This is a genomic window from Metabacillus herbersteinensis (genome assembly GCF_042433335.1).
GTDB classification, from domain to species: Bacteria; Bacillota; Bacilli; order Bacillales; family Bacillaceae; genus Metabacillus; species Metabacillus herbersteinensis.
Window position 1 is genome coordinate 136235 of record NZ_JBHLVO010000010.1, and the last position, 22422, is coordinate 158656.

Annotated in this window: 23 protein-coding genes and 1 pseudogene; 22 read left to right on the top strand and 2 right to left on the bottom strand. The window is 39.8% G+C overall.

The annotated features are described in order from the left end of the window. The first annotated feature begins 16 nt into the window (after positions 1 to 16). The 6 genes from atpF to ACFFIX_RS13680 all read left to right on the top strand — a co-directional run bounded on the left by atpF (position 17) and on the right by ACFFIX_RS13680 (position 5532). Complete coding sequence (gene atpF / locus ACFFIX_RS13655; protein ID WP_378934798.1) at positions 17 to 532, top strand: F0F1 ATP synthase subunit B; 516 nt, start codon at positions 17 to 19, stop codon at positions 530 to 532. Further along, positions 529 to 1074, top strand: coding sequence for a F0F1 ATP synthase subunit delta (locus tag ACFFIX_RS13660; protein ID WP_378934801.1), 546 nt, complete (start codon positions 529 to 531; stop codon positions 1072 to 1074). The genes atpF and ACFFIX_RS13660 overlap by 4 nt, the downstream gene beginning before the upstream one ends. Positions 1075 to 1090: 16 nt before the next feature. After that, positions 1091 to 2599 carry a F0F1 ATP synthase subunit alpha gene (gene atpA / locus ACFFIX_RS13665; RefSeq protein WP_378934803.1) on the top strand — a complete coding sequence of 503 codons (1509 nt, stop codon included), beginning with the start codon at positions 1091 to 1093 and terminating at the stop codon, positions 2597 to 2599. A gap of 146 nt (positions 2600 to 2745) precedes the next feature. Then, on the top strand, positions 2746 to 3603 hold the full coding sequence (locus ACFFIX_RS13670; protein WP_378934805.1) for a F0F1 ATP synthase subunit gamma: 858 nt from the start codon (positions 2746 to 2748) through the stop codon (positions 3601 to 3603). Positions 3604 to 3680: 77 nt separating this feature from the next. After that, a complete protein-coding gene (gene atpD / locus ACFFIX_RS13675) occupies positions 3681 to 5102 on the top strand; it encodes a F0F1 ATP synthase subunit beta (protein WP_378934807.1) in 1422 nt (473 codons plus the stop codon). Positions 5103 to 5127: 25 nt separating this feature from the next. After that, the gene (locus tag ACFFIX_RS13680) at positions 5128 to 5532 is read left to right on the top strand and encodes a F0F1 ATP synthase subunit epsilon (RefSeq protein WP_378934809.1); all 405 of its coding nucleotides are present in this window, start codon (positions 5128 to 5130) and stop codon (positions 5530 to 5532) included. Between the two features lie 249 nt (positions 5533 to 5781). On the opposite strand, the gene ACFFIX_RS13685 is transcribed toward ACFFIX_RS13680, so the two are convergent. After that, positions 5782 to 6270, bottom strand: a complete 489-nt coding sequence (locus tag ACFFIX_RS13685) for a YwmA family protein (RefSeq protein ID WP_378934811.1) — start codon at positions 6268 to 6270, stop codon at positions 5782 to 5784. Between the two features lie 221 nt (positions 6271 to 6491). Here ACFFIX_RS13685 and ACFFIX_RS13690 point away from each other — a divergent pair, with 221 nt between their 5' ends. The 15 genes and pseudogenes from ACFFIX_RS13690 to spoIID all read left to right on the top strand — a co-directional run bounded on the left by ACFFIX_RS13690 (position 6492) and on the right by spoIID (position 20789). Continuing rightward, positions 6492 to 6866: an NADH-quinone oxidoreductase subunit A gene (locus ACFFIX_RS13690; RefSeq protein ID WP_378934813.1), complete on the top strand. Its 375-nt coding sequence runs from the start codon at positions 6492 to 6494 to the stop codon at positions 6864 to 6866. After that, positions 6857 to 7369 carry a NuoB/complex I 20 kDa subunit family protein gene (locus ACFFIX_RS13695; RefSeq protein WP_378934815.1) on the top strand — a complete coding sequence of 171 codons (513 nt, stop codon included), beginning with the start codon at positions 6857 to 6859 and terminating at the stop codon, positions 7367 to 7369. Before ACFFIX_RS13690 ends, ACFFIX_RS13695 begins: the two co-directional genes overlap by 10 nt. Before the next feature lies 1 nt (position 7370). After that, the gene (locus ACFFIX_RS13700) at positions 7371 to 8300 is read left to right on the top strand and encodes an NADH-quinone oxidoreductase subunit C (protein ID WP_378934817.1); all 930 of its coding nucleotides are present in this window, start codon (positions 7371 to 7373) and stop codon (positions 8298 to 8300) included. A 4-nt stretch (positions 8301 to 8304) separates the two neighbouring features. Next, positions 8305 to 9405, top strand: coding sequence for an NADH-quinone oxidoreductase subunit D (locus tag ACFFIX_RS13705; protein WP_378934820.1), 1101 nt, complete (start codon positions 8305 to 8307; stop codon positions 9403 to 9405). Further along, positions 9405 to 10409, top strand: coding sequence for an NADH-quinone oxidoreductase subunit NuoH (nuoH, locus tag ACFFIX_RS13710; protein WP_378934822.1), 1005 nt, complete (start codon positions 9405 to 9407; stop codon positions 10407 to 10409). The genes ACFFIX_RS13705 and nuoH overlap by 1 nt, the downstream gene beginning before the upstream one ends. A gap of 15 nt (positions 10410 to 10424) precedes the next feature. Next, positions 10425 to 10844 (top strand): NADH-quinone oxidoreductase subunit NuoI, encoded by a 420-nt coding sequence (nuoI, locus tag ACFFIX_RS13715; protein WP_378934824.1) that lies wholly within the window; start codon positions 10425 to 10427, stop codon positions 10842 to 10844. Between the two features lie 2 nt (positions 10845 to 10846). Then, positions 10847 to 11368 (top strand): NADH-quinone oxidoreductase subunit J, encoded by a 522-nt coding sequence (locus tag ACFFIX_RS13720; protein ID WP_378934868.1) that lies wholly within the window; start codon positions 10847 to 10849, stop codon positions 11366 to 11368. Then, the gene (gene nuoK / locus ACFFIX_RS13725) at positions 11361 to 11675 is read left to right on the top strand and encodes an NADH-quinone oxidoreductase subunit NuoK (protein WP_378934826.1); all 315 of its coding nucleotides are present in this window, start codon (positions 11361 to 11363) and stop codon (positions 11673 to 11675) included. Before ACFFIX_RS13720 ends, nuoK begins: the two co-directional genes overlap by 8 nt. Positions 11676 to 11729: 54 nt before the next feature. Next, positions 11730 to 13595 (top strand): NADH-quinone oxidoreductase subunit L, encoded by a 1866-nt coding sequence (nuoL, locus tag ACFFIX_RS13730; protein WP_378934828.1) that lies wholly within the window; start codon positions 11730 to 11732, stop codon positions 13593 to 13595. Next, on the top strand, positions 13595 to 15115 hold the full coding sequence (locus ACFFIX_RS13735) for an NADH-quinone oxidoreductase subunit M (protein WP_378934830.1): 1521 nt from the start codon (positions 13595 to 13597) through the stop codon (positions 15113 to 15115). The genes nuoL and ACFFIX_RS13735 overlap by 1 nt, the downstream gene beginning before the upstream one ends. A 6-nt stretch (positions 15116 to 15121) precedes the next feature. Continuing rightward, a complete protein-coding gene (nuoN, locus tag ACFFIX_RS13740) occupies positions 15122 to 16606 on the top strand; it encodes an NADH-quinone oxidoreductase subunit NuoN (RefSeq protein ID WP_378934832.1) in 1485 nt (494 codons plus the stop codon). Positions 16607 to 16866: 260 nt separating this feature from the next. Beyond that, on the top strand, positions 16867 to 17100 hold the full coding sequence (locus tag ACFFIX_RS13745; RefSeq protein WP_378934870.1) for a DUF1146 family protein: 234 nt from the start codon (positions 16867 to 16869) through the stop codon (positions 17098 to 17100). 200 nt (positions 17101 to 17300) lie between these two features. Continuing rightward, positions 17301 to 18035, top strand: coding sequence for a YwmB family TATA-box binding protein (locus tag ACFFIX_RS13750; RefSeq protein ID WP_378934835.1), 735 nt, complete (start codon positions 17301 to 17303; stop codon positions 18033 to 18035). Between the two features lie 32 nt (positions 18036 to 18067). Continuing rightward, the gene (gene murA / locus ACFFIX_RS13755) at positions 18068 to 19375 is read left to right on the top strand and encodes a UDP-N-acetylglucosamine 1-carboxyvinyltransferase (protein WP_378934837.1); all 1308 of its coding nucleotides are present in this window, start codon (positions 18068 to 18070) and stop codon (positions 19373 to 19375) included. A 395-nt stretch (positions 19376 to 19770) separates the two neighbouring features. Further along, a pseudogene (spoIID, locus tag ACFFIX_RS13760) lies at positions 19771 to 20789 on the top strand (stage II sporulation protein D). Between the two features lie 33 nt (positions 20790 to 20822). Here the strand turns inward: spoIID and ACFFIX_RS13765 are convergent. After that, complete coding sequence (locus ACFFIX_RS13765) at positions 20823 to 21257, bottom strand: VanZ family protein (RefSeq protein ID WP_378934839.1); 435 nt, start codon at positions 21255 to 21257, stop codon at positions 20823 to 20825. Between the two features lie 152 nt (positions 21258 to 21409). On the opposite strand from ACFFIX_RS13765, the gene spoIIQ reads away from it, so the two are divergent. After that, positions 21410 to 22288, top strand: coding sequence for a stage II sporulation protein SpoIIQ (gene spoIIQ / locus ACFFIX_RS13770; RefSeq protein ID WP_378934841.1), 879 nt, complete (start codon positions 21410 to 21412; stop codon positions 22286 to 22288). Positions 22289 to 22422 lie beyond the last annotated feature (134 nt).

Consider the following 22422-nt stretch of genomic DNA (forward strand, 5'->3'; position numbering starts at 1 on the left):
GGGGTGAAACCGAGCTATGTTAACATTTGATCTTGCATTAGGTGCTTCTGGTCTAAACACTGGAGATATCGTATTCCAGCTCGTCATTTTCTTGATATTACTTGCACTACTAAGTAAATATGCTTTCGGTCCTGTTATGAATATCATGAAAACACGTGAAGGCCATATAGCGAATGAAATAAATGCTTCTGAAGAAAAGCATCAAGAAGCAAAAAAATTAGTAGAAGAACAACGCGAACTTTTAAAACAAGCTCGCCAAGAATCACAAGGCTTGATCGAAAATGCGAAAAAGCTTGGTGAAGTGCAAAAAGAAGATATCATTCGTACTGCTCGTGCAGAGGCAGAACGTATGAAAGAATCAGCAATAAAAGAAATCACACAAGAAAGAGAAAAAGCAGTTGCTGCACTACGTGAGCAAGTTGCCTCTCTATCTGTATTAATTGCTTCTAAAGTGATTGAAAAGGAACTTAACGAACAAGAGCAAGACAAATTGATCAGTGACTACATCAATGAGGTAGGCGAAGGTCGATGAGTAATGGAATCGTTGCAAAACGTTATGCACTCGCTCTTTTTGAACTAGCAAAAGAAAATAATGCAATTGATCAGTTTGAAACAGAATTAACAATTGTAAAACAAGTATTTTCAACGAACCAAGAGCTTTTTGATGTGTTCGATCATCCAAAAGTCAGTGTGGACAACAAGAAAACAATCGTGAAAGAGTCACTAGCAGGCCTTTCACAGCATGTAGTGAATACCCTGCTAATCCTTGTCGAACGCCACCGTATGTCAATCATTACAGATCTTGCAGATCACTTTGTAAGTCTTGCGAATGAAGCGCGTGGTACAGAAGATGCAACAGTCTATTCAGTTAGACCTTTAAAGGAAAATGAATTGTCTAGCATCTCGACTGTGTTTGCAAGCAAGATCGGTAAAACGTCCCTTCGCTTACAAAACATTGTTGACAAGAGCTTAGTTGGTGGAATTAAGCTACGGATTGGTAATCGTATATATGATGGTAGTGTAAGCGGTAAGCTTGAAAGAATAGAGCGACAACTGGTCGCAAATAGATCGTAGATAGGGGGTTAAACTCATGAGCATCAAAGCTGAAGAAATTAGTGCGCTGATTAAAAAGCAAATCGAAAACTATCAGTCTGATATAAAAGTTAGCGATGTTGGTACTGTAATCCAAGTGGGTGACGGTATCGCTCGTGCTCATGGCCTCGACAATGTCATGGCTGGAGAGCTTGTAGAATTCTCGAATGGCGTTATGGGTATGGCTCAGAACCTTGAAGAGAATAACGTAGGTATTATCATTTTAGGACCTTACACAGATATTCGTGAAGGTGATGAAGTACGTCGTACAGGACGTATTATGGAAGTTCCTGTAGGCGAAGCATTAATTGGTCGTGTTGTGAACTCACTTGGACAACCTCTAGATGGTCTTGGCCCAATTGAAACAACAAAAACTCGTCCAATCGAAAGTCCAGCACCAGGTGTTATGGACCGTAAATCAGTTCATGAGCCTTTACAAACTGGTATTAAAGCAATCGACTCATTAATTCCGATTGGCCGTGGTCAACGTGAGTTAATTATCGGTGACCGTCAAACTGGTAAAACAGCAGTTGCAATCGATACAATCTTGAACCAAAAGGATCAAGATATGGTATGTATCTATGTAGCAATTGGACAAAAAGAATCCACAGTACGTGGTGTTGTTGAAACATTACGTAAAAAAGGTGCATTAGATTACACAATCGTTGTAACTGCTTCTGCATCACAACCTGCACCATTATTATTCTTGGCACCATATACAGGAGTAACAATGGGTGAGGAATTCATGTATAACGGCAAGCACGTATTAGTTGTATATGATGATCTTTCTAAGCAAGCTTCGGCATACCGTGAGCTTTCATTATTACTTCGTCGTCCTCCAGGTCGTGAAGCATTCCCTGGTGACGTATTCTACTTACATTCACGTTTATTAGAGCGCGCTGCAAAGCTAAGTGATGCAAAAGGTGCTGGTTCATTAACAGCTCTTCCATTCATTGAAACTCAAGCTGGTGACGTATCTGCATACATTCCGACAAACGTAATTTCGATTACAGACGGACAAATCTTTCTTCAATCTGACTTATTCTTCTCAGGGGTACGTCCAGCGGTAAACGCAGGTCTATCCGTATCTCGTGTAGGTGGATCAGCACAGATTAAAGCAATGAAGAAGGTATCTGGTACATTACGTCTTGATCTTGCTTCATACCGTGAGTTGGAAGCATTTGCTCAATTCGGTTCAGACCTTGACAAAGCAACACAAGCGAAGCTTAATCGTGGAGCTCGTACAGTTGAAGTACTAAAGCAAGGCCTTAACAAGCCACTTCCTGTTGAAAAGCAAGTAGCGATTCTTTATGCACTTACAAATGGTTTCTTAGATGATATTCCAGTGGAAGACATCGGTCGTTTTGAAGAAGAATACTACGCATATTTAGATACAAATAACAAAGAATTGCTTGATACTATTCGTACTACTGGTGGATTACCAAAAGACGACGAGTTCAAAGCAGCAATTCACGGCTTCAAAAAAACATTCGCAGTTTCTGAATAATTAGGTGCTGTTGTGACTCCTTAAAGGATTTCACAACGCACTTTCCTTATGAATTCACACGGACGACCCGAACAAGAGCGGGAAGCTCAAACTCGGTAAAAAAAGTTATACTTTTCTTATCCTTTAAAAAAAGGTGGTGAGAACCTTTGGCATCATTACGCGACATAAAAACAAGAATTACCTCAACAAAGAAAACAAGTCAAATTACCAGGGCCATGCAAATGGTTTCAGCTGCAAAGTTAAATCGTGCTGAAAACAACGCAAAAGCTTTTGGTCCCTATATGGGAAAAATTCAAGAGGTAGTGGCAAGCATTGCTCATGGCAGTTCTGGTGTTAGTCATCCAATGCTTGAAAACAGACAAGTTAAAAGAACTGGTTACCTCGTTATTACGTCTGATCGTGGATTAGCAGGTGCTTTTAACAGCAATGTCCTTCGTTCAGTATACCAAGCGATGCAACAACGGCATCAATCCCAAGAGGAATATGCTGTCATAGCAATTGGTAAAATTGGACGCGAGTTTTTCAGAAAACGTGGAGTAAACGTAATCTCAGAAATTACTGGGATTGGTGATGAAACGTCTTTTGCGGATATTAAAGACATCGCAAGTCAAACAGTAAATATGTATGCGGATGGTACTTTCGATGAATTATACATGTTCTATAACCATTTTGTGAGTGCAATTCAACAAGATGTTACAGAGAAAAAGCTACTGCCTTTAACGGATTTATCAACTAGCAAAAACATGACTTCATACGAATTCGAACCTTCGCAAGAAGAAATTTTAGAAGTGTTGTTACCGCAATATGCTGAAAGTCTCATCTATGGAGCACTGTTAGATAGTAAAGCTTCAGAGCATGCTGCGCGTATGTCAGCAATGAAAAGTGCAACAGATAACGCGAAAGAAATTATTAACGGACTTACTCTTTCTTACAACCGTGCACGTCAAGCTGCAATTACCCAAGAGATCACGGAAATTGTCGGTGGAGCATCAGCACTAGAGTAGAAAAGTATGATAGAGTTCCGGACTATGACACCCATCGTGCTTAGCACGGGGGTATAAGTAAGTTAGGAGGGAAAACGATGAATAAAGGACGCATTACTCAAGTTATGGGTCCGGTTGTTGACGTAAAGTTCGAAAGCGGTCAACTGCCAGACATTTATAACGCCCTTAAAATTAATACCGTTGCGCAAAGCGCAAACGAAGTAAATATTGAGTTAACACTCGAAGTTGCCCTTCATCTAGGTGACAACACAGTTCGTACGGTTGCGATGGCTTCTACTGACGGTGTTGTCCGTGGGTTAGAGGTACTTGATTCAGGTTCACCAATTTCTGTTCCAGTTGGCGATATCACTTTAGGACGTGTTTTCAACGTACTAGGAGAAAATATTGACTTAGATGAGCCAATCGCTGCAGACGTTCGTCGCGATCCGATCCACAGACTAGCACCTAAATTCGATGAGCTTTCAACAGAAGTTGAAATTCTTGAAACGGGTATTAAAGTAGTAGACTTACTTGCACCTTACATCAAAGGTGGAAAAATCGGTCTATTCGGTGGTGCCGGTGTAGGTAAAACGGTTCTTATTCAAGAGTTAATTAACAACATCGCTCAAGAGCACGGTGGTATCTCTGTATTCGCTGGTGTTGGTGAGCGTACTCGTGAAGGAAACGACCTTTACCATGAAATGACTGACTCAGGTGTTATTAAGAAAACTGCAATGGTATTCGGACAAATGAATGAGCCACCTGGTGCACGTATGCGTGTAGCATTAACAGGGCTTACAATGGCTGAATATTTCCGTGACGATCAAGGACAAGATGTTCTTTTCTTCATGGATAACATTTTCCGCTTTACACAAGCAGGTTCTGAAGTATCAGCCCTATTAGGACGTATGCCTTCAGCGGTTGGTTACCAACCAACATTGGCTACTGAAATGGGTCAATTGCAAGAGCGTATTACATCTACAAACCTAGGTTCTGTTACGTCAATTCAAGCAATTTACGTACCAGCGGATGATTACACGGATCCAGCTCCTGCAACAACTTTCGCTCACTTAGATGCAACAACTAACTTAGAGCGTAAACTATCTGAGATGGGTATCTACCCAGCGGTTGATCCGCTTGCTTCAACATCTCGTGCATTATCACCTGAAGTCGTTGGCGATGAGCACTATGAAATTGCTCGTCAAGTTCAACAAACACTTCAGCGTTATAAAGAGCTACAAGATATTATCGCAATCTTAGGTATGGATGAGCTTTCAGATGAAGATAAATTAACAGTAAATCGCGCACGTCGCATTCAATTCTTCTTATCTCAAAACTTCCACGTAGCAGAACAATTCACTGGACAAAAAGGTTCATATGTACCCGTGAAAGAAACTGTTCAAGGCTTTAAACAAATTCTTGAAGGTAAGTATGATCACCTTCCTGAAGATGCTTTCCGTCTAGTTGGAAGAATTGAAGAAGTAATTGAAAAGGCAAAGCAAATGGGTGTAGAAGTATAATCTTGGGACCTAGGAGGGTATGAGTATGAAGACAGTATTAGTCAATGTCGTTACTCCCGATGGCCCAGTTTACGATGCAGACGTTGAAATGGTAAGCGTAAAGGCTCAAAGTGGTGAGCTCGGTATCTTACCAGGTCACATTCCAATGGTGGCTCCATTACGAATTGGAGCAGTTCGCCTGAATAAAGGAAGCAGCACGGAACTCGTGGCTGTTAGTGGAGGCTTTATCGAAGTGCGTCCAGACAAAGTGACAATTTTAGCCCAAGCTGCTGAAGTTTCTCAGTCAATTGACGTTACTCGTGCTGAAGCTGCGAAAACTCGCGCTGAAAAGCGTCTAAGTCAACAAACGGACGATGTCGATTTTAAGCGTGCAGAATTAGCACTTCGTCGTGCAATGAACCGTTTAAATGTAACGCAGAATAAATATTGATGAGAAAAGGATGGCCATTGGCCATCCTTTTTTTTGGTTTTCGGATAAGGTAGAGGGGAGCGCATGGGCGAAAATTGTCGTAAGGTGTCGACTGGCTTATAGAACTCTCATATTGGCTTATAGAATGCTTGATTTGGCTTATAAGAAGCGAGAATTGGCTTATAGAATATCAAAATTCGCTTATAGAGCACTAATTTGTCATAGAAAGTGAAGTTGAATTATAAAAACGAGAGTTTTATATCATGCTTCTTATGCCTTTTTCCTAACCATCCTCAAATATCGCTTATAAATCGTTTGCTTGCTAGCATCTTTACAGCTTAAATAGTGCTTTTCAAATAAGTTTTGAAAATGAGTCGTAAAACGGCCACTTCGAATGCCCATTGTATACGTTCCTTCCACAAATGGATACTCCCTAACTACCCATTCAGCATCCAAACTATTTCTCACAATAACTTCTCCGAAATAGATAGATAAATACTCTTCAAATTCCTCATTAGTAAGTGATAGATCATAGAATAAGTTATTTTTCATCATATCAAAATAAATTCTCTCTAAAGCAATCAAGCTTTCTGGTGAGTAGTCTAATTTTAGATCGAATTCTGCTACTATTTCACCAAAAATTAATAGCTTTTCTGTTCTTAACTCATAGTAATAGACTTGTGCTGCATATATATGATCAAAGGAAGGTAAATTTTCTGCGTAATCCTTCTCAGTGTGATAATTGAATTCTGGTAGCATAAAATCACTCCTTATGAATAAATGATAACTTTTCAAAGTATATCATGGCTGATTCAGGTTTAAAGACACTTACAATAATAGTATAATCAAGGAAACAAATGGTATTTGTGCATCAGATCGCTTATCGACACTTACTGTATAAAGATGGTATAATGGTAGCGGTTACATAACAGAATATTAAAATTGATTGGAAAAATATAAAAGATTTAAGGAGGAGAAACTTGGAGTCACTGAATGTTTACCTCAATAACTATACGATCGTGTTTGTGTTTTTGTTATTAGGAATACTCCTGCCTATTGTCGCATTAACAATTGGGAGAATTTTACGACCACATGCTCCTAGTGATGCGAAGCAAACAACTTATGAGAGTGGAATTGATCCGTATCATGACTCTCGTGTACAATTTAATGTTCGATACTACATATTTGCCTTACTGTTTGTCATTTTTGATGTTGAAACGGTCTTTTTATATCCATGGGCTGTTGCGTACGAGAAATTAGGCGTATTTGCATTAATTGAAATGTTCATTTTTGTATTTATGCTTGTCATAGGCTTACTATATGCGTGGAAAAAGAAGGTGTTAAAGTGGACGTAAGACTAATTGATATACCAGAAGAGGAATTAGCAGAGTTAAGACAAAGTGTTTTTTTAACAACATTGGAACAAGTGAAGGGTTGGGCTCGAAGTAATTCTCTGTGGCCACTAACATTCGGGCTTGCCTGTTGCGCTATTGAGATGATGGGTGTGGGTTCTTCTCACTATGACCTTGATCGCTTTGGCTCTTTTTTCAGAACCTCTCCTAGGCAATCAGATGTGATGATTGTTTCTGGAACTGTCACAAAGAAGATGGCTCCTGTTTTAAAAAGACTTTATGACCAAATGCCAGAACCTAAATGGGTCATTGCTATGGGCTCCTGTGCAACAGCTGGAGGACCTTATGTCAAATCGTATGCTGTTGTAAAAGGTGTCGATCAAATTGTTCCTGTTGATGTTTACATTCCAGGATGTCCACCTAATCCTGCCGCCCTTATTTACGGAATTAACAAATTAAAGGAAAAAATCCAGTATGAGGCGAAGACAGGAAAGAGGGTGATCTAACATGAGTGATGAACTAGACCTTGCAAAAAAGAAAGCCGCTGCCGCCGCAAAAGCCAAGGCCGCCGCACTTGCCAAGCAAAAAGCAAAAGAAACAGGGGAAGTAACGAGCGAAGAAGATAAAGAACTAGCGAAAAAGAAAGCCACCGCTGCCGCAAAAGCCAAGGCTGCCGCACTTGCCAAGCAAAAAGCAAAAGAAACAGGGGAAGCAACGAGCGAAGAAGATAAAGAACTAGCCAAAAAGAAAGCCGTTGCCGTTGCAAAAGCCAAAGGCGCCGCAGCTGCAAAAGCGAAGATGAGCGCACAATCTCAAGAAAACAAAAGTGAAGACGAGCTAGCGAAAGAAAAAGCTAAAGCAATTGCCATCGCAAAAGCCAAAGCTGCTGCAGCCGCCAAAGCAAAAGCAGCGAATGTGGAAGGTGTCACTCAACTAGATGAAACAGCAGTTAAGCCCTCACGAAACCAACCACTACTTAATACATATGTAAAGGTTATTGGAGATCACCTTGGTGACCAAGCTTTAGAAGATGCTTACATTAATGGACTCTCCAAGGACGTTCCAACGCTTATTGCAACAAAGGATTCCTACTTTAAAGTCGCACAATATTTAAAGTTTAACGAACAACTATCATTTGATTATTTATCAGAGCTGCATGGTTCAGACTTTGAAACACATATGGAGATATATTTGCATTTATATTCTTATAAAAATAAGCAATCAGTTGCATTAAAAGTGAAGATTGACCGTGACCAACCTGAAATTCAGACAGTTCAACCGTTATGGGAGGGAGCAAATTGGCCTGAACGAGAAGCGTTTGATTTGCTTGGAATCAAATTTAGTGGTCATCCGAAGCTAGAACGGATTATGCTACCAGACGATTGGGTTGGCTATCCTTTACGTAAAGACTATGAACCTTACGATGTGGAGGTGTAGTAGCATGATTCGAACAGAAGAAATGCTCTTAAACGTTGGGCCACAGCATCCGAGTACACATGGAGTGTTTCGGTTAGTCATTAAAATAGATGGTGAAATCATTAAAGAAGCGACACCAGTTATCGGTTATTTACATAGAGGGACAGAAAAGCTTGCTGAGGATTTGCAGTATACACAAATTATACCTTATACAGATCGTATGGATTATCTATCTGCGATGACGAATAACTACGTGCTCTGTCATGCAGTTGAAACAATGATGAATCTTGAGGTTCCTGAACGAGCGGAATATTTAAGAATTCTCGCGATGGAGCTTGGGCGTGTCGCAAGTCATCTCGTTTGGTGGGGAACGTATTTACTTGATATCGGTGCGGTCAGCCCATTTCTCTATGCTTTCCGAGAAAGAGAGATGATTATTAACCTATTAAATGAGCTGTCAGGTGCGCGCTTAACTTTTAATTATATGAGGGTTGGCGGAGTGAAGTGGGATGCGCCTGAAGGCTGGATCGAAAAAGTTGCTGAATTCGTACCCTATATGAGAGAACAGCTGAAAGGCTATCATGATCTTGTATCAGGGAATGAAATTTTCTTAAATCGTGTAAAAGACGTTGGAATTTATACAAAAGAAGAAGCAATCGCCTACTCACTTAGCGGGGCGAACCTCAGGTGTACGGGTGTAAAATGGGATCTCAGAAAAGATGAGCCATACTCAATCTATGATCGCTTTCAGTTTGACATACCTACCGAAGAAAAGGGAGATGCTTTTGCACGATACAATGTCAGAATGGCGGAAATCGAAGAATCATTAAAAATCATTGAACAAGCTGTAGAACAGTTTCCTAAAGAAGGCCCCATTATCGCAAAGGTACCTCGGATTATCAAAGCACCAAAAGGAGAAGCCTACGTTAGAATCGAGTCTCCTAGGGGAGAAATAGGTTGCTATATTGCAAGTGATGGAAAGAAAGAGCCATACCGACTCAAATTTAGAAGGCCATCTTTTTACAATTTGCAAATACTCCCTAAGCTATTAGAGGGTGAAAACATGGCAAACTTAATTACCATTCTCGGTGCCATTGACATCGTTCTAGGGGAGGTCGATGGCTAATGATTCAAGGGTTGCTTCAGTCGACACCAGGTTTAATGAATTTCTTTATTTTCTTTGGGCTAGCAACTGCTTTTCTATTCGTCGTTTTAGGCTTTGTTACGTATGGAATTTTAGCAGAGCGAAAAGTAATGGGATATATGCAAGGAAGACATGGTCCGAATCAAGTCGGCGGTAGCTGGGGCTTGCTTCAAACGGTTGCAGATGTGCTGAAGCTTTTATTAAAAGAAGACACGATCCCAAAAGCAGCTGACCGTCCACTGTTCATCTTAGCACCCGTGATTGCTTTCACACCGGCATTTTTAGTGCTCGCAACAATGCCGTTCACAGATGCCTTTCAGTTTGCTGATATTGGGGTAGGGTTGCTTTACTATATTGCCATCTCGGGTCTGACAACAATAGGTGTTGTGACCGGTGGTTGGGCATCGAACAATAAGTATGCCCTATTAGGTGGTATGCGTGCTGCGGCACAAATGATTTCATATGAAATCCCACTGGTGATGTCAGTGATTGGTGTTATTTTGTTAGCGGGAAGCTTGAATTTAAATGAAATCGTCGCAGCTCAGGAAAATGTCTGGTTTATTTTCGCCCAGCCGATTGGATTTGTTATTTTTATTATTGCGTCAGTTGCCGAGTTAAACCGAACACCTTTTGACTTGCCAGAAGCGGAGTCCGAACTGGTTGCAGGGTATCATGTTGAATATTCAGGATTTAGATGGGCATTTTTCATGCTTTCTGAATATGTATACTTTTTTGCAATGGCGTCGTTAACAACCGTCCTATTCTTAGGGGGATGGCATCCTGTTCTTTTTCTAGACTTCATTCCAGGCGCCGTTTGGTTTGCGTTAAAGTTTAGCATCGTCGTTTTTGTGTTAATTTGGTTCCGTGTGACGTTCCCACGGATCCGAGCAGATCAGCTAATGGAATTCGGATGGAAGGTCCTGTTACCTATTGCATTAGCAAATATTTTTATAACCGCAATCGTCAAAGAAATCTTTTTTAAATAAGATAGGGGTGAAAAAATGCTAGGCTTAGTCAAAGGTTTAAAATATACCCTACAAAGCTTAACAAAGAAAAAAGTAACCTATGATTATCCAAATGAACCGCTCGAATTACCTGATCGCTTTCGAGGCATTCAAAAGTTCTATCCTGAAAAATGTATTGTTTGTAATCAATGTGCAGCGATTTGTCCAACTGATTGTATTTTGTTGACAGGAAAAAAACATCCTGATCCAACTAAAAAGGGGAAAATCATCGACACCTATGATATTAACTTTGAGATTTGCATTTTGTGTGATTTGTGTACAGAGGTATGTCCAACTGAAGCCATCGTGATGACCAATAACTTTGAGCTAGCAGAGTATAGCCGAGATGAACTTTTTAAAAATTTAGAGTGGCTCGATGAAAATGACCAAAACATACGGAGGGAGAATAAAGTGTGAGTATATCTGGAGAATATCTAGCATTCATCGGACTTGCAATCGTTGCAATCGGCGGAGGAATTCTCATGCTCAATGTGACCAAAGTTGTTTATATGGTCGTATCACTCGTCTTCACATTCGTGAGCATCGCAGGATTATACGTCCTGCTTTCAGCTGAATTTGTCGCCGCCGTTCAAATTATGATTTATTCTGGTGCGATTACGATTATTATGTTGTTTGGGATTATGCTCACGAAGCATCAAGATGAACAACCGACCATTGGAATTGGCAAAAGACTACTCGTTTTTAGTGGGATAGCCGCCTTTGCAGTTGCTGTATATATTGGAATCTACCAGCTCGATTTTGGGGAGCAGGCAAATACATTGCATGAAAATAATACGGAGCAAATAGGAATTTCACTTTACACTCATTATGTTATTCCGTTTGAGTTAACGTCTGTGTTGCTGCTTGTTGCCTTAATAGGTGCAATTATTTTAGCGAAGAAAGACGAAGAGCCGAATGAGGAGGTTAAAGAGGATGAGTAGTGCACCTCTGTCTGCTTATTTAGTGTTAGCGTTAATTCTCTTTTGCATTGGATTATATGGTGCATTAACGAAAAGGAATACGGTGATTGTCTTGATTTCAATTGAGTTGATGCTAAATGCCGTGAACTTAAATTTAGTTGCGTTTAGTAAGTTCGGTGTGACGCCTAGTATTACAGGACAGATTTTTACATTATTTACGATTACGATCGCTGCTGCAGAAGCTGCTGTTGGACTAGCCATACTATTTGCACTATATCGAAACCGCAAAACGGTGAATATTGATGAATATAATACGATGAAACACTAGCCTTTGGAGAGGGTGGCACTACTGCCTCTAGAATAAGAAGGGGATTGTGATACGATGATGGAATTAGCTTGGATACTACCTCTTTTCCCACTTTTTTCGTTTTGTTTGTTGCTAGTAATCGGAAAACGGTTAAGGGAGAGGAGTGCCTACATAGGAATCACACTAGCTGGCTTTTCATTTCTGCTTTCAATTTTTGTTTTGCTCGATCGGTTGCAGAATGCAAACTTCAAATCAGAGGCAGAATGGTTAAGCATAGGAGAGCTGCACCTAACGTTTGGATATGAAGTCAATCAGTTGAACGCATTAATGCTGTTTGTTGTCTCATTTGTTAGTTTGCTCGTACATATTTATTCCAAAGGATATATGCAACACGATGAAAGATTGCATGTTTTCTATGGATATCTAGGATTATTTACCTTTTCAATGCTTGGTCTTGTCATGACACCTAATTTGCTACAGCTCTATTTTTTCTGGGAGCTTGTGGGTGTAGGGTCCTTCCTGTTAATCGGTTTTTATTTTGCAAAAGAAGAAGCAAAAGCTGCAGCAAAAAAAGCCTTCATTATGACGCGAATTGGTGATGTAGGCTTGTTCATTGGGATGCTGCTCCTATTCTGGCAGGTTGGTAGTTTTGAATTTGACGAGATTTTTCAGGCTGTTGCAGAAGGCTCACTACAAGGAGAGATGATTACACTGATCTCCCTATTAATCTTTGTCGGTGCAGTCGGAAAATCCGGACAATTCCCACTCCATACATGGCTTCCTGACGCGATGGAGGGTCCAACACCGGTCTCTGCTTTGATCCATGCGGCGACAATGGTTGCGGCGGGTGTTTACTTAGTGGCTGTCATGTACCCTGTGTTTGCAGCAAGTGAAACGGCATTGCTGATTGTAGCAATTATTGGAGGGTTCACGGCGATTTTTGCCGCAAGCATTGGACTCGTCCAAACAGATATTAAAAGAGTATTAGCTTACTCTACCGTTAGTCAGCTAGGCTACATGATGCTTGCGCTAGGTTCAGCAGGGTATGTGGCAGGTGTTTTTCACCTTGTGACACATGCATTTTTCAAAGCATTACTGTTTTTGGCGGCCGGAAGTGTCATTCATGCGGTACATACTCAAAACATTGAAGAAATGGGCGGTCTCTGGAAAAAACTTCGCATCACAGGGCCACTGTTTTTAATCGGTACACTTGCAATCAGTGGGGTTCCGTTGCTATCAGGTTTTTTTAGTAAAGAAGAAATTTTAGTATCGGTGTGGAATCATGGAAATCCAGCTCTTTTTTGGATAGGAGTTTTCACAGCATTTTTAACTTCATTTTATATGTTCCGGTTGTTCTTTTTAATCTTTGTTGGAAAAGAGCGAGCTAGTCAGAAGTATGTTAAAGAATCTCCAATTAGTATGACAGTCCCAATGATTGTTTTAGGCTTTTTTGCTATTTTTGCAGGCTATATCAATACTCCGTGGTTTGGAACATTTTTAGGCGATTGGCTGACTGAAGGGTCTGATGTTGTTGCTCATGGTCATGAGTCTGCGCCTGTTTGGATCATGCCTGTTGTAACTGCTGTGTCACTTGGTGGAATCTTGCTTGCCTACTTAATGTATAGTAAAAAATCACTGAAAAGAGATTGGGCTGCGGTTCGTGCACCAATGACGTATGGAGTTTTGAAGAACAAGTATTACATGGACGAGATTTACCGAAATACGGTCATTCTTCTAACGAAAACCATCAGTATTTTTTGTAAGTATATCGAAAAGTTTCTAATTGAAGGACTGGCTAACTTATTGATCTCGAGTGTGACCTCGGTTAGCAAATTAGGATCTCGGATGCAATCGGGTCAAGTACAAACATATGGGGCGGTTGCAATTGTTGGTTTAGCGGTCTTACTTGTTTTATTTGCGATCACAGGAGGGGATTTATAATGAACGAATCGATTTTGCTATCTGTTCTTATTTTTTCCCCACTTTTAGGAATCCTCATATTAACCTTCATGAATAAAAATGAGAATGCCACGCTTAAGCTGGTTGGATTTTTAGCAACCTTGCCCGCTGTCTTGATATCCGTCTATCTTTTTGTGCAGGTTCAGCTAGGTATCTCGCTTTCGACTTTTGCTGAGAAAGCAAAGTGGATTTCATTTGGGGCATTTTCAGGTGGAGATAATCGACCATTTACAGTCAATTATGAGCTAGCAATCGACGAGTTTTCGTTAATTATGCTTCTATTGACGTCAATTTTAGCGGCATTATCAGCGGCTGCTTCCATTCACATTAAGCAAAATGTAAAAGGATATTTTCTCCTGTTTTTAGTTTTACAAATTGGAATGCTCGGTGTTTTTGCAGCACAAAACTTAATTCTCTTCTTCATTTTCTTTGAAATTACCCTGATTCCAATGTTCTTTCTTATTGGTAAGTGGGGGTATGTTGAGCGGGAAAGAGCTGCCTACCATTTCTTAATGTACAACGGATTCGGTTCGGCAATCTTGCTTATCGTGATTATGATTTTGTTCACAAAAACAGGAACCACAAATATTCAACTGCTGCAAGAAATGATGGGTGGAACAAATGTACCGATGGTTGGAGCGATGTCCGAAGATCTTCGACTGGGCTTGCTTATTGCGTTGTTGATCGCGTTTGGAGTGAAGCTACCAATTTTTCCACTTCACCGCTGGATGTTGAAAGTCCATGTTCAAGCGCCACCGCCAATCGTCATGCTGCACTCAGGCATTTTGTTGAAAATTGGTGCATATGGATTAATTCGTTTCGGAATTGGAATTTTTCCAGAGGAATTTAGTAGGCTCGGCTACCTGTTAATGATTTTTGGAGTCATCAATTTGCTATACGGTGCTTTTTTAGCACTCATTCAAGAGGAATTTAAGATGGTCCTGGCCTACTCAAGTATTTCACACATGGGAATTGTGTTAATTGGCTTAGGGGCTATGAATGAAGCGGGTGTACAAGGAGCGATTTTCCAAGTCGTTTCACACGGACTTATATCAGCACTTCTCTTCTTTTTAGTAGGCGTGCTAACTGAACGATTGCAGACAACACGAATAAACCAACTAGGTGGTGTTGCAAAGCTAATGCCGCTAACTGCAGGAAGCTTACTTGTCGGCGCAATGGCATCACTCGGATTACCCGGAATGTCGGGATTTATTAGTGAAGTAACGGCTTTTCTAGGGGCATTTGAAGTTGCACCTGAACTGGCGGCACTCGGTACAATCGGAATAATTTTAACCGCAGCCTATCTTCTCCGAGCCGTGCTTTCGATCACGTTCGGTCAAGTGAAAAAAGAGCATCGGCCGTTAAAAGATTTAACCTGGTATGAAGGTGGACCCGTTTTGATCATGATTTTCTTAATCGTAGCCATTGGTGTTTATCCAAACGTGCTGGCTATACCACTTCAAGCGACGGTAGAAGCGATAACAAAAGGGATAGGAGGGTGATAAGCGATGGATATGAATACTCTATTAAGCTTTAACTGGAGTGCGATGCTACCAGAATTTATCGTCCTTGGAACAGCAACCCTATTATCGTTACTTGACTTGTTTATGGGTGCGAAAAAAGATCGAAGGATACTTGGATGGATTGGATTAGCCGGGATCTCTGCTGCGTTAATTAGTTTACTAAGCCTGTTCGGTCCAGACGAAGTGACAATTTTATATGATACATTTGTCCTGGATCCTTTTGCAAAAGCATTTAAAACAATCTTTTTACTAGGATCAGCGATTGTTTTTTTATTGGCCATTTCATATGACCCGAAGGACAAAATTGAGCGGGGCGAGTTTTATTATTTACTTTTAACGGCCCTTCTAGGTGCAATGATTATGTCATCAAGTCGAGACTTGATTACGCTTTTTGTTGGATTAGAATTGCTGTCATTGTCATCGTACATTTTAGCAGGAATAAGGAAAAAACAGTTAAAATCAAACGAAGCGGCTTTAAAATACCTTGTTAACGGAGGAATTTCCACAGCGCTCACGTTGTTTGGAATGAGTTATTTGTACGGCATAACAGGTACGACAAATTTAATTGAAATGCAGCCGCAGCTCAATCAAATAAACGATCCAAGTATCTATTATGTTCTTGGAATATCGTTTCTAATGATTTTTGTAGGCTTATCTTTTAAAATTGCCACGGTTCCTTTCCATATGTGGGCGCCTGATGTTTACGAAGGCTCACCGACACCTGTTACTGCATTTTTGAGTGTCGTCTCAAAAGCAGCAGGATTTGTGCTCATCCTTCGTCTGTTTTTATGGGTATTTGCAACAATCCCAGTTAACTCAATTTCTGAATCAATGCTTGTTAGCATGCAAGGATTTGTCGCAATCGTAGCTGCAATAACGATGGTAGTTGGAAATACGATTGCCATCAGGCAAAAAAATGTCAAACGGATGCTTGCTTACTCATCCATTGCCCATGCTGGTTACTTATTAGTTGCATTATCTTCTTTTTCAACTTTATTTTACTTAGATACGATTTGGTTTTATTTAGTAACATATGTGTTCATGAATCTTGGAGCATTTGCGGTTCTTCAGCTTGTAATGAAGGAAACTGGATCAGAGGATCTTACAGCTTTTGCAGGGTTAGCTAAGAGATCTCCATTTATCGCGATTAGCTTGACTGTGTTTTTGTTATCGTTAGCGGGAATTCCTGGAACAGCTGGATTTATAGGAAAGCTTTCCATTTTTATGAGCACTCTTACCTCGAGTACACCGCAGATTGTTTTAGCTGCGATCATGATTGCAACGACTGTCATTTCCTATATTTATTATTTTGGAATTCTAACTCAAGTGTACTTTAGAACTTCAGAAGAGGTTAAAAAAATTCACTTGAAGAAGCCTGTAATCCTAGTATTAATCGTTTGTATTGCAGGTACGATCCTACTGGGGCTTTTCCCGACAATTGCACTCGACTTTTTCTACTCTACATTCTGACAATTCGAAATGTATGCTATAGAAAAGTTAAAGTTATGTAAAATTTAAGATGAAAGCATCATTCAATTAAAGTACTATATAATGGAGAAGGGGATAAACCTCTTCTTTTTTTAATTGGAAAAAATTGTACAATTTTGACATAGTATAGGTCGAAAATAACTTGTATTTTTTAAAAAATGTTGTATGATAAAAACTTCTCTAGTTATATAAAAAAGAAGTAGGTCTTTTTTTAATCTCCCGGCTTTACATAGGAGGGGAAAATCGTGCCCGATTTCGGACAACAAGCACTTCTTAGTTTACTTGTTAATTTATCCTGCATCGTTATCACATGGTGGGCATTGCAAGCAATCAACTTAGAAAAAATAATAAAAAAGGGCAAAGTGATTCAAGCAAAAGTCTTGTTAATACTCTTAACGATAACTATTGCCTCGATAGTAAGCAGTTTTTTCATTAATTACTTACTATGGTCACAACAATTACCATTTTTATTTTGACAATAACGTTTACACTAACAAGAAGTGGGGAAAAAGAGCTACAGTAATAGGCTGAAATACCCCCTATTCTAACACTGGAAATAAACAATAATTACCAGTTTCGCAATAGGGTTTAGTTTGTCTGATATTGACGACTTTTTCCACGTATGACTACTCTCCTCTCCGGCAACAATGTTAGTAAGGAGAGGAAGTGTACGGCTTTGAAAAAGAGAAATAATACCTTAGTAATTCTAATTTTTACAGTATTTGTGTTAATGACACTTTTCACTAACCATAGTGGAGCGGCAAACAATGAGGCAACGATTTCCACCATTTTAACTGGAATGCAAAACCAAAACATTTCTGTTGATGAGTGGTCGCTATATACGAAGAAAACTGTCGATTTAAATTCCATACAAGAAGTGAAACAATTGACCGAGCAATATCGTCAATACAAGTGGAGATATGAAGAAACAGATGACGTCTATAAAGCGATCGGGATTTTCAAAAACGAAGAAAAAAATGTAACAGAGAAGCTTCAACTATTGTCTACCCTCACAAATCATCATTCACAGTCGTATATCCTTTATGAGTTAAAAGCAACAGGCTCGCGTGGAAATGAAAAAGAGTTACACGATTACTTTAAATCGCAGTCATTCGACATATTTCATGAAAATACTACAATTTTCACTTGTGTAAAGGGCCATTTAGATGATATGATGAAAGATGTTTTGCATGGTAAGTCAGAGGATTTGCTTAAAGAATTTAACGCAGTACCGATTGAACAAATGAAAGAACAATATTTTGTCTCGGTTTCGGCTAAAACGTCAGTTTGGGATGAAAGCATTCCAACAGTTAAAGGCAACATGAATATTCAAATTGCACTTCGTAGTGCAGGATTGGGCGATAAAACTACAGTCGTTGTAGGAACACCAATCATAACGTCTGAATATTAATATAGAGAAATTGGGACGCGGAGGGGAATACTTTGGAAAAAATCATCGTCCGCGGCGGTCGTAAGTTAAACGGTACAGTGAAAGTCGAAGGAGCTAAAAACGCCGTTTTACCTGTAATCGCTGCATCCTTGTTAGCAAGTGAAGAAAAGAGCATCATATGTGATGTACCTACGCTCTCCGATGTGTATACAATTAATGAAGTTCTGCGCCATTTAGGTGCAGACGTCCATTTTGAAAATAATCAAGTGATTGTAGATGCATCAAAAGAGCTAACTACTGAAGCACCATTTGAATATGTACGTAAAATGCGTGCATCTGTTTTAGTCATGGGTCCATTACTTGCTCGTAATGGAAAATCTCGAGTTGCATTACCAGGTGGGTGTGCGATTGGATCACGTCCAATTGATCAACATTTAAAAGGTTTTGAAGCAATGGGAGCCACGATTAAAGTAGGAAATGGTTTTATTGAAGCAGAGGTAGCTGGAAGACCTCAAGGAGCTAAAATTTATTTAGATTTCCCAAGTGTAGGGGCAACAGAGAATCTTATGATGGCTGCTGCGCTTGCAGAAGGTACAACAGTACTAGAAAACTGTGCAAAAGAACCAGAGATTGTCGATGTAGCAAATTATATCAATGCAATGGGTGGGAAAATTCGCGGGGCTGGAACAGGAACAATGCGAATTGAAGGAGTAGCTACATTAAGAGGAGCTAAACACTACATCATTCCTGACCGTATTGAAGCTGGCACATTTATGGTTGCAGCTGCGATAACAGGAGGAAACGTACTCGTAAAAGGTGCTGTTCCTGAACATCTTTCATCTCTTGTTGCTAAAATGGAAGAGATGGGTGTACAGATCCATGAAGAAGCAGATGGTCTAAGAGTTATCGGACCAGAAAAATTAAAGTCAATTGACATTAAAACAATGCCACATCCAGGTTTCCCAACGGATATGCAATCGCAAATGATGGCTTTATTACTTTGTGCAAACGGTACAAGTATGATTACTGAAACGGTATTTGAAAATCGCTTTATGCATGTTGAAGAATTCCGTCGCATGAATGGCGACATTAAAATTGAAGGACGTTCTGTCATCATCAATGGTCCAGGTCAACTACAAGGTGCGGAAGTAGCAGCAACAGACCTACGCGCTGGTGCAGCACTAATCCTAGCAGGACTATGCGCAGATGGCTACACACGCGTAACTGAACTAAAACATTTAGACCGTGGCTATGTAAACTTCCACAACAAATTAGCAGGTCTTGGTGCCGATGTTGAACGGATTGAAGAAGAAGAATTTGTTCAAAACGAACAAAAAGTCGCTTCTGACCGTAACGCATAATAACTTAAAACCAAGAAGTTAGTGTCTCCCAAAAGACGCTAGCTTCTTTTTATTATGTAAGGAAATCAACACCTTTAATAGAATGTCTGTTTTTATGAAAATTTATACGTGAAAAATAAAAAAAGCTCAAGCGCCTTGTTCAGAGGAAGAAAGGCTAAATTCGCAACGTCCTGTTGCAAGGCCTTTCTCACCTTTATCCTGAAGGCGTCCGACAAGCATAAGGCGATTCTAAATAGAAGGCGTCCTCGAAATACAAGGACTAATGCGCAGACTTCAGATCTTCTCCAAATAGGTACCTTATTAGTTTTCATCCCCACAAACTTTAAGTCATAAATGCCTGTCCACCTCCATAGAATTCAATATAGACAATTAACCACTCAATTGGAGGACAAAAAATGAACTCAATGAAACCACTTGTTTTCGTACTAGGAGGTCTATTTATCATCATCTTAATGATCCCAACTCTACTCGTCGCACCTTTTTCGGAAAAATCTAAGGGGCAGCTCGGAGAAGAGATCCAGCCAGCTCAAAAAGAAAAAGTGGTATTAGCTGAGTCTCCTGTTGATGTGCCAGTTTATCGCAGTCAACAAAAAAAGTTGAAAATATTCCACTTGAAGAGTACGTTGTTGGGGTGGTTGCCTCAGAAATGCCGGCAGAATTCGAAGACGAGGCATTAAAAGCACAGGCACTCGCTGCAAGAACTTACATAGTTAAAAGAATGATGAACAACGAAACTCTGGGTGCACCGGAGGGTTCAATTGTTACAGATACGGTAAGTCACCAAGTTTATAATGACAAAGAAGATTTAGCATCAGAATGGAAAAATAATTATAAGTCGAAATTAGAAAAAATTACAGCTGCAGTCGCAGCAACACAAGGCCAAATTTTAACGTATGAAGACAAGCCGATTGACGCACTATTTTTTTCAACAAGCAACGGCTTTACTGAAAACTCAGAAGCTTATTGGGCGAGCGCATTTCCCTATTTAAAAAGCGTTGACAGCTCATGGGATAAAGAATCACCGAAATTTCATGATAAAAAGGTCATATCAATCAGTGAATTCGAAAATAAGCTAGGTGTTAAATTAGGCGGAAATGGATCAGTAGGTAAAATCATCGAAAAAACTCCTGGCAATCGAGTCGCGACAGTTGATATAAATGGGAAAAAATTCTCAGGCAGGCAAATTAGAGATAAATTAGAATTACGTTCATCAGACTTCACATGGGAAATCAAAGACAATCAGGTAGTTATCTCAACAAAAGGCTTTGGCCATGGAGTTGGCATGAGCCAATATGGCGCGAACTTTATGGCAGAGGATGGAAAAACCTTCAATGAAATCCTCAGCCACTATTATAGTGGAACGAAGATCGCAGGGGCTGACCCATTTTTAACTAAATACACGGCACAAAACTAAAACACACTAGGGGCATCATGCTCCTAGTGTGTTTTAGTTTTTCTCTTCAATTCTCCGAAATACCCTCGTTACAATAGAACCCTCTCTCATCGCAAAGTATGTTTTTCTCACAATATAATAAGAAACAAGCACACCAATCGTATCTTTTACAAAATCAATCACAGTCGCCGAACGATATGGAACAAAGTATTGGTGGATTTCATCTATAGCCCCATAACTAATCGAAATCACAGCAGCTACAATGCTCATCTTTTCATCCCACTTTCTATTTGAAGCAAAAGAAAATGCAAGAAGCCAGTATAAAATGGCAAACTCAATAAGATGTAACGACTCCTTTAAGAGAGAATCAAACGAAAACGATGTATCGAGAATCGCATCAGCTGGAAGGCTCGATAGTACCCAGACAAAAAGTATATAAACAATGGGTAAACTAGTAAGAATCACTTTAAACACTGACTTTTGAAGCATAGGTATCTCCCTTTTATTGTTATTTATGAAGAAAATTTATAAAGATTTACATATTATCATACACAATGCACATACTAATTTTAAAAATTTTTTTTAGTAAATGTATATATTTTCAGAATTCTGTTCAGAATGGTTGGTGAGGTGATGATAAAATGAGAGATGAAGAAAAGAAACGTACTTCTCAAAACACAAGTTTCCAAGCATTCTTTAGAAAACGTTGGGTATTCCCGGCAATCTACCTAATCAGCGCAGCAGTAATCTTAACTGCAGTCCTATGGTATCAAAGCATTGGGAATAATGTAACAGATGATTTGGCATCAGACACTGAACAAGGTACAGCCCTTACAGATGAGCCTACAGCTGAGGTAAACGTGGCCATTGAAAATGTTAACTTGCCAGCATTAGATCCTGAATCTGTAAAAGTCGTCAAAAAGTTCTACGATCCAACAGCAACAGAGGAAGAGCAAGCAGCAGCACTCGTATTCTATAATAATACGTACAGTCCGAACAAAGGAATCGACCTTGCCCGCGCGGATCAAAAAGAATTTGATGTTGTTGCATCCCTAAGTGGAACAGTCACAAAAGCAGAAAAAGATCCAATCTTAGGTTACGTAATTGAGATTGAACACAAAGACAATCTTGCAACAGTTTATCAATCATTACAAGAAGTATCTGTAGCAGCAGGTGACAAAGTTGAACAAAACGAAATCATTGGTAAAGCAGGCAAAAATCTCTTTAACGAAAAAGATGGTATACATGTTCACTTTGAAATCCGTCAAGATGGCACAGCTTTAAACCCATCAACATATTTGGACAAGCCGGTAACATCTATCGCTGAAGAAGCACAAAAAGAAGACTCTGAAGCTGGGGAAGCGACAGAAGATGAAGCTACAAAAGAAGACGAGTCTAAAACAGAAGATGAATCAAAAACAGATGATGAAAAAGAAAAAGAAGACGCTGGAGAAGAAAAATCTGAGGGCACTGAAAATTTAAATCAACCCGAAGCTTCTAAAGGCACACTAAACTCATAATTAAACCACAAACGTCTATCCAAAATGGGATAGGCGATTTTTTTGTGTGCCAGGCATGTTCATCAACTAGACGGTGGAAGTCCGTTATGGGCGTTGGGATATGCGAACCATTAGTCGAAGGCAAGGGTGTCCAC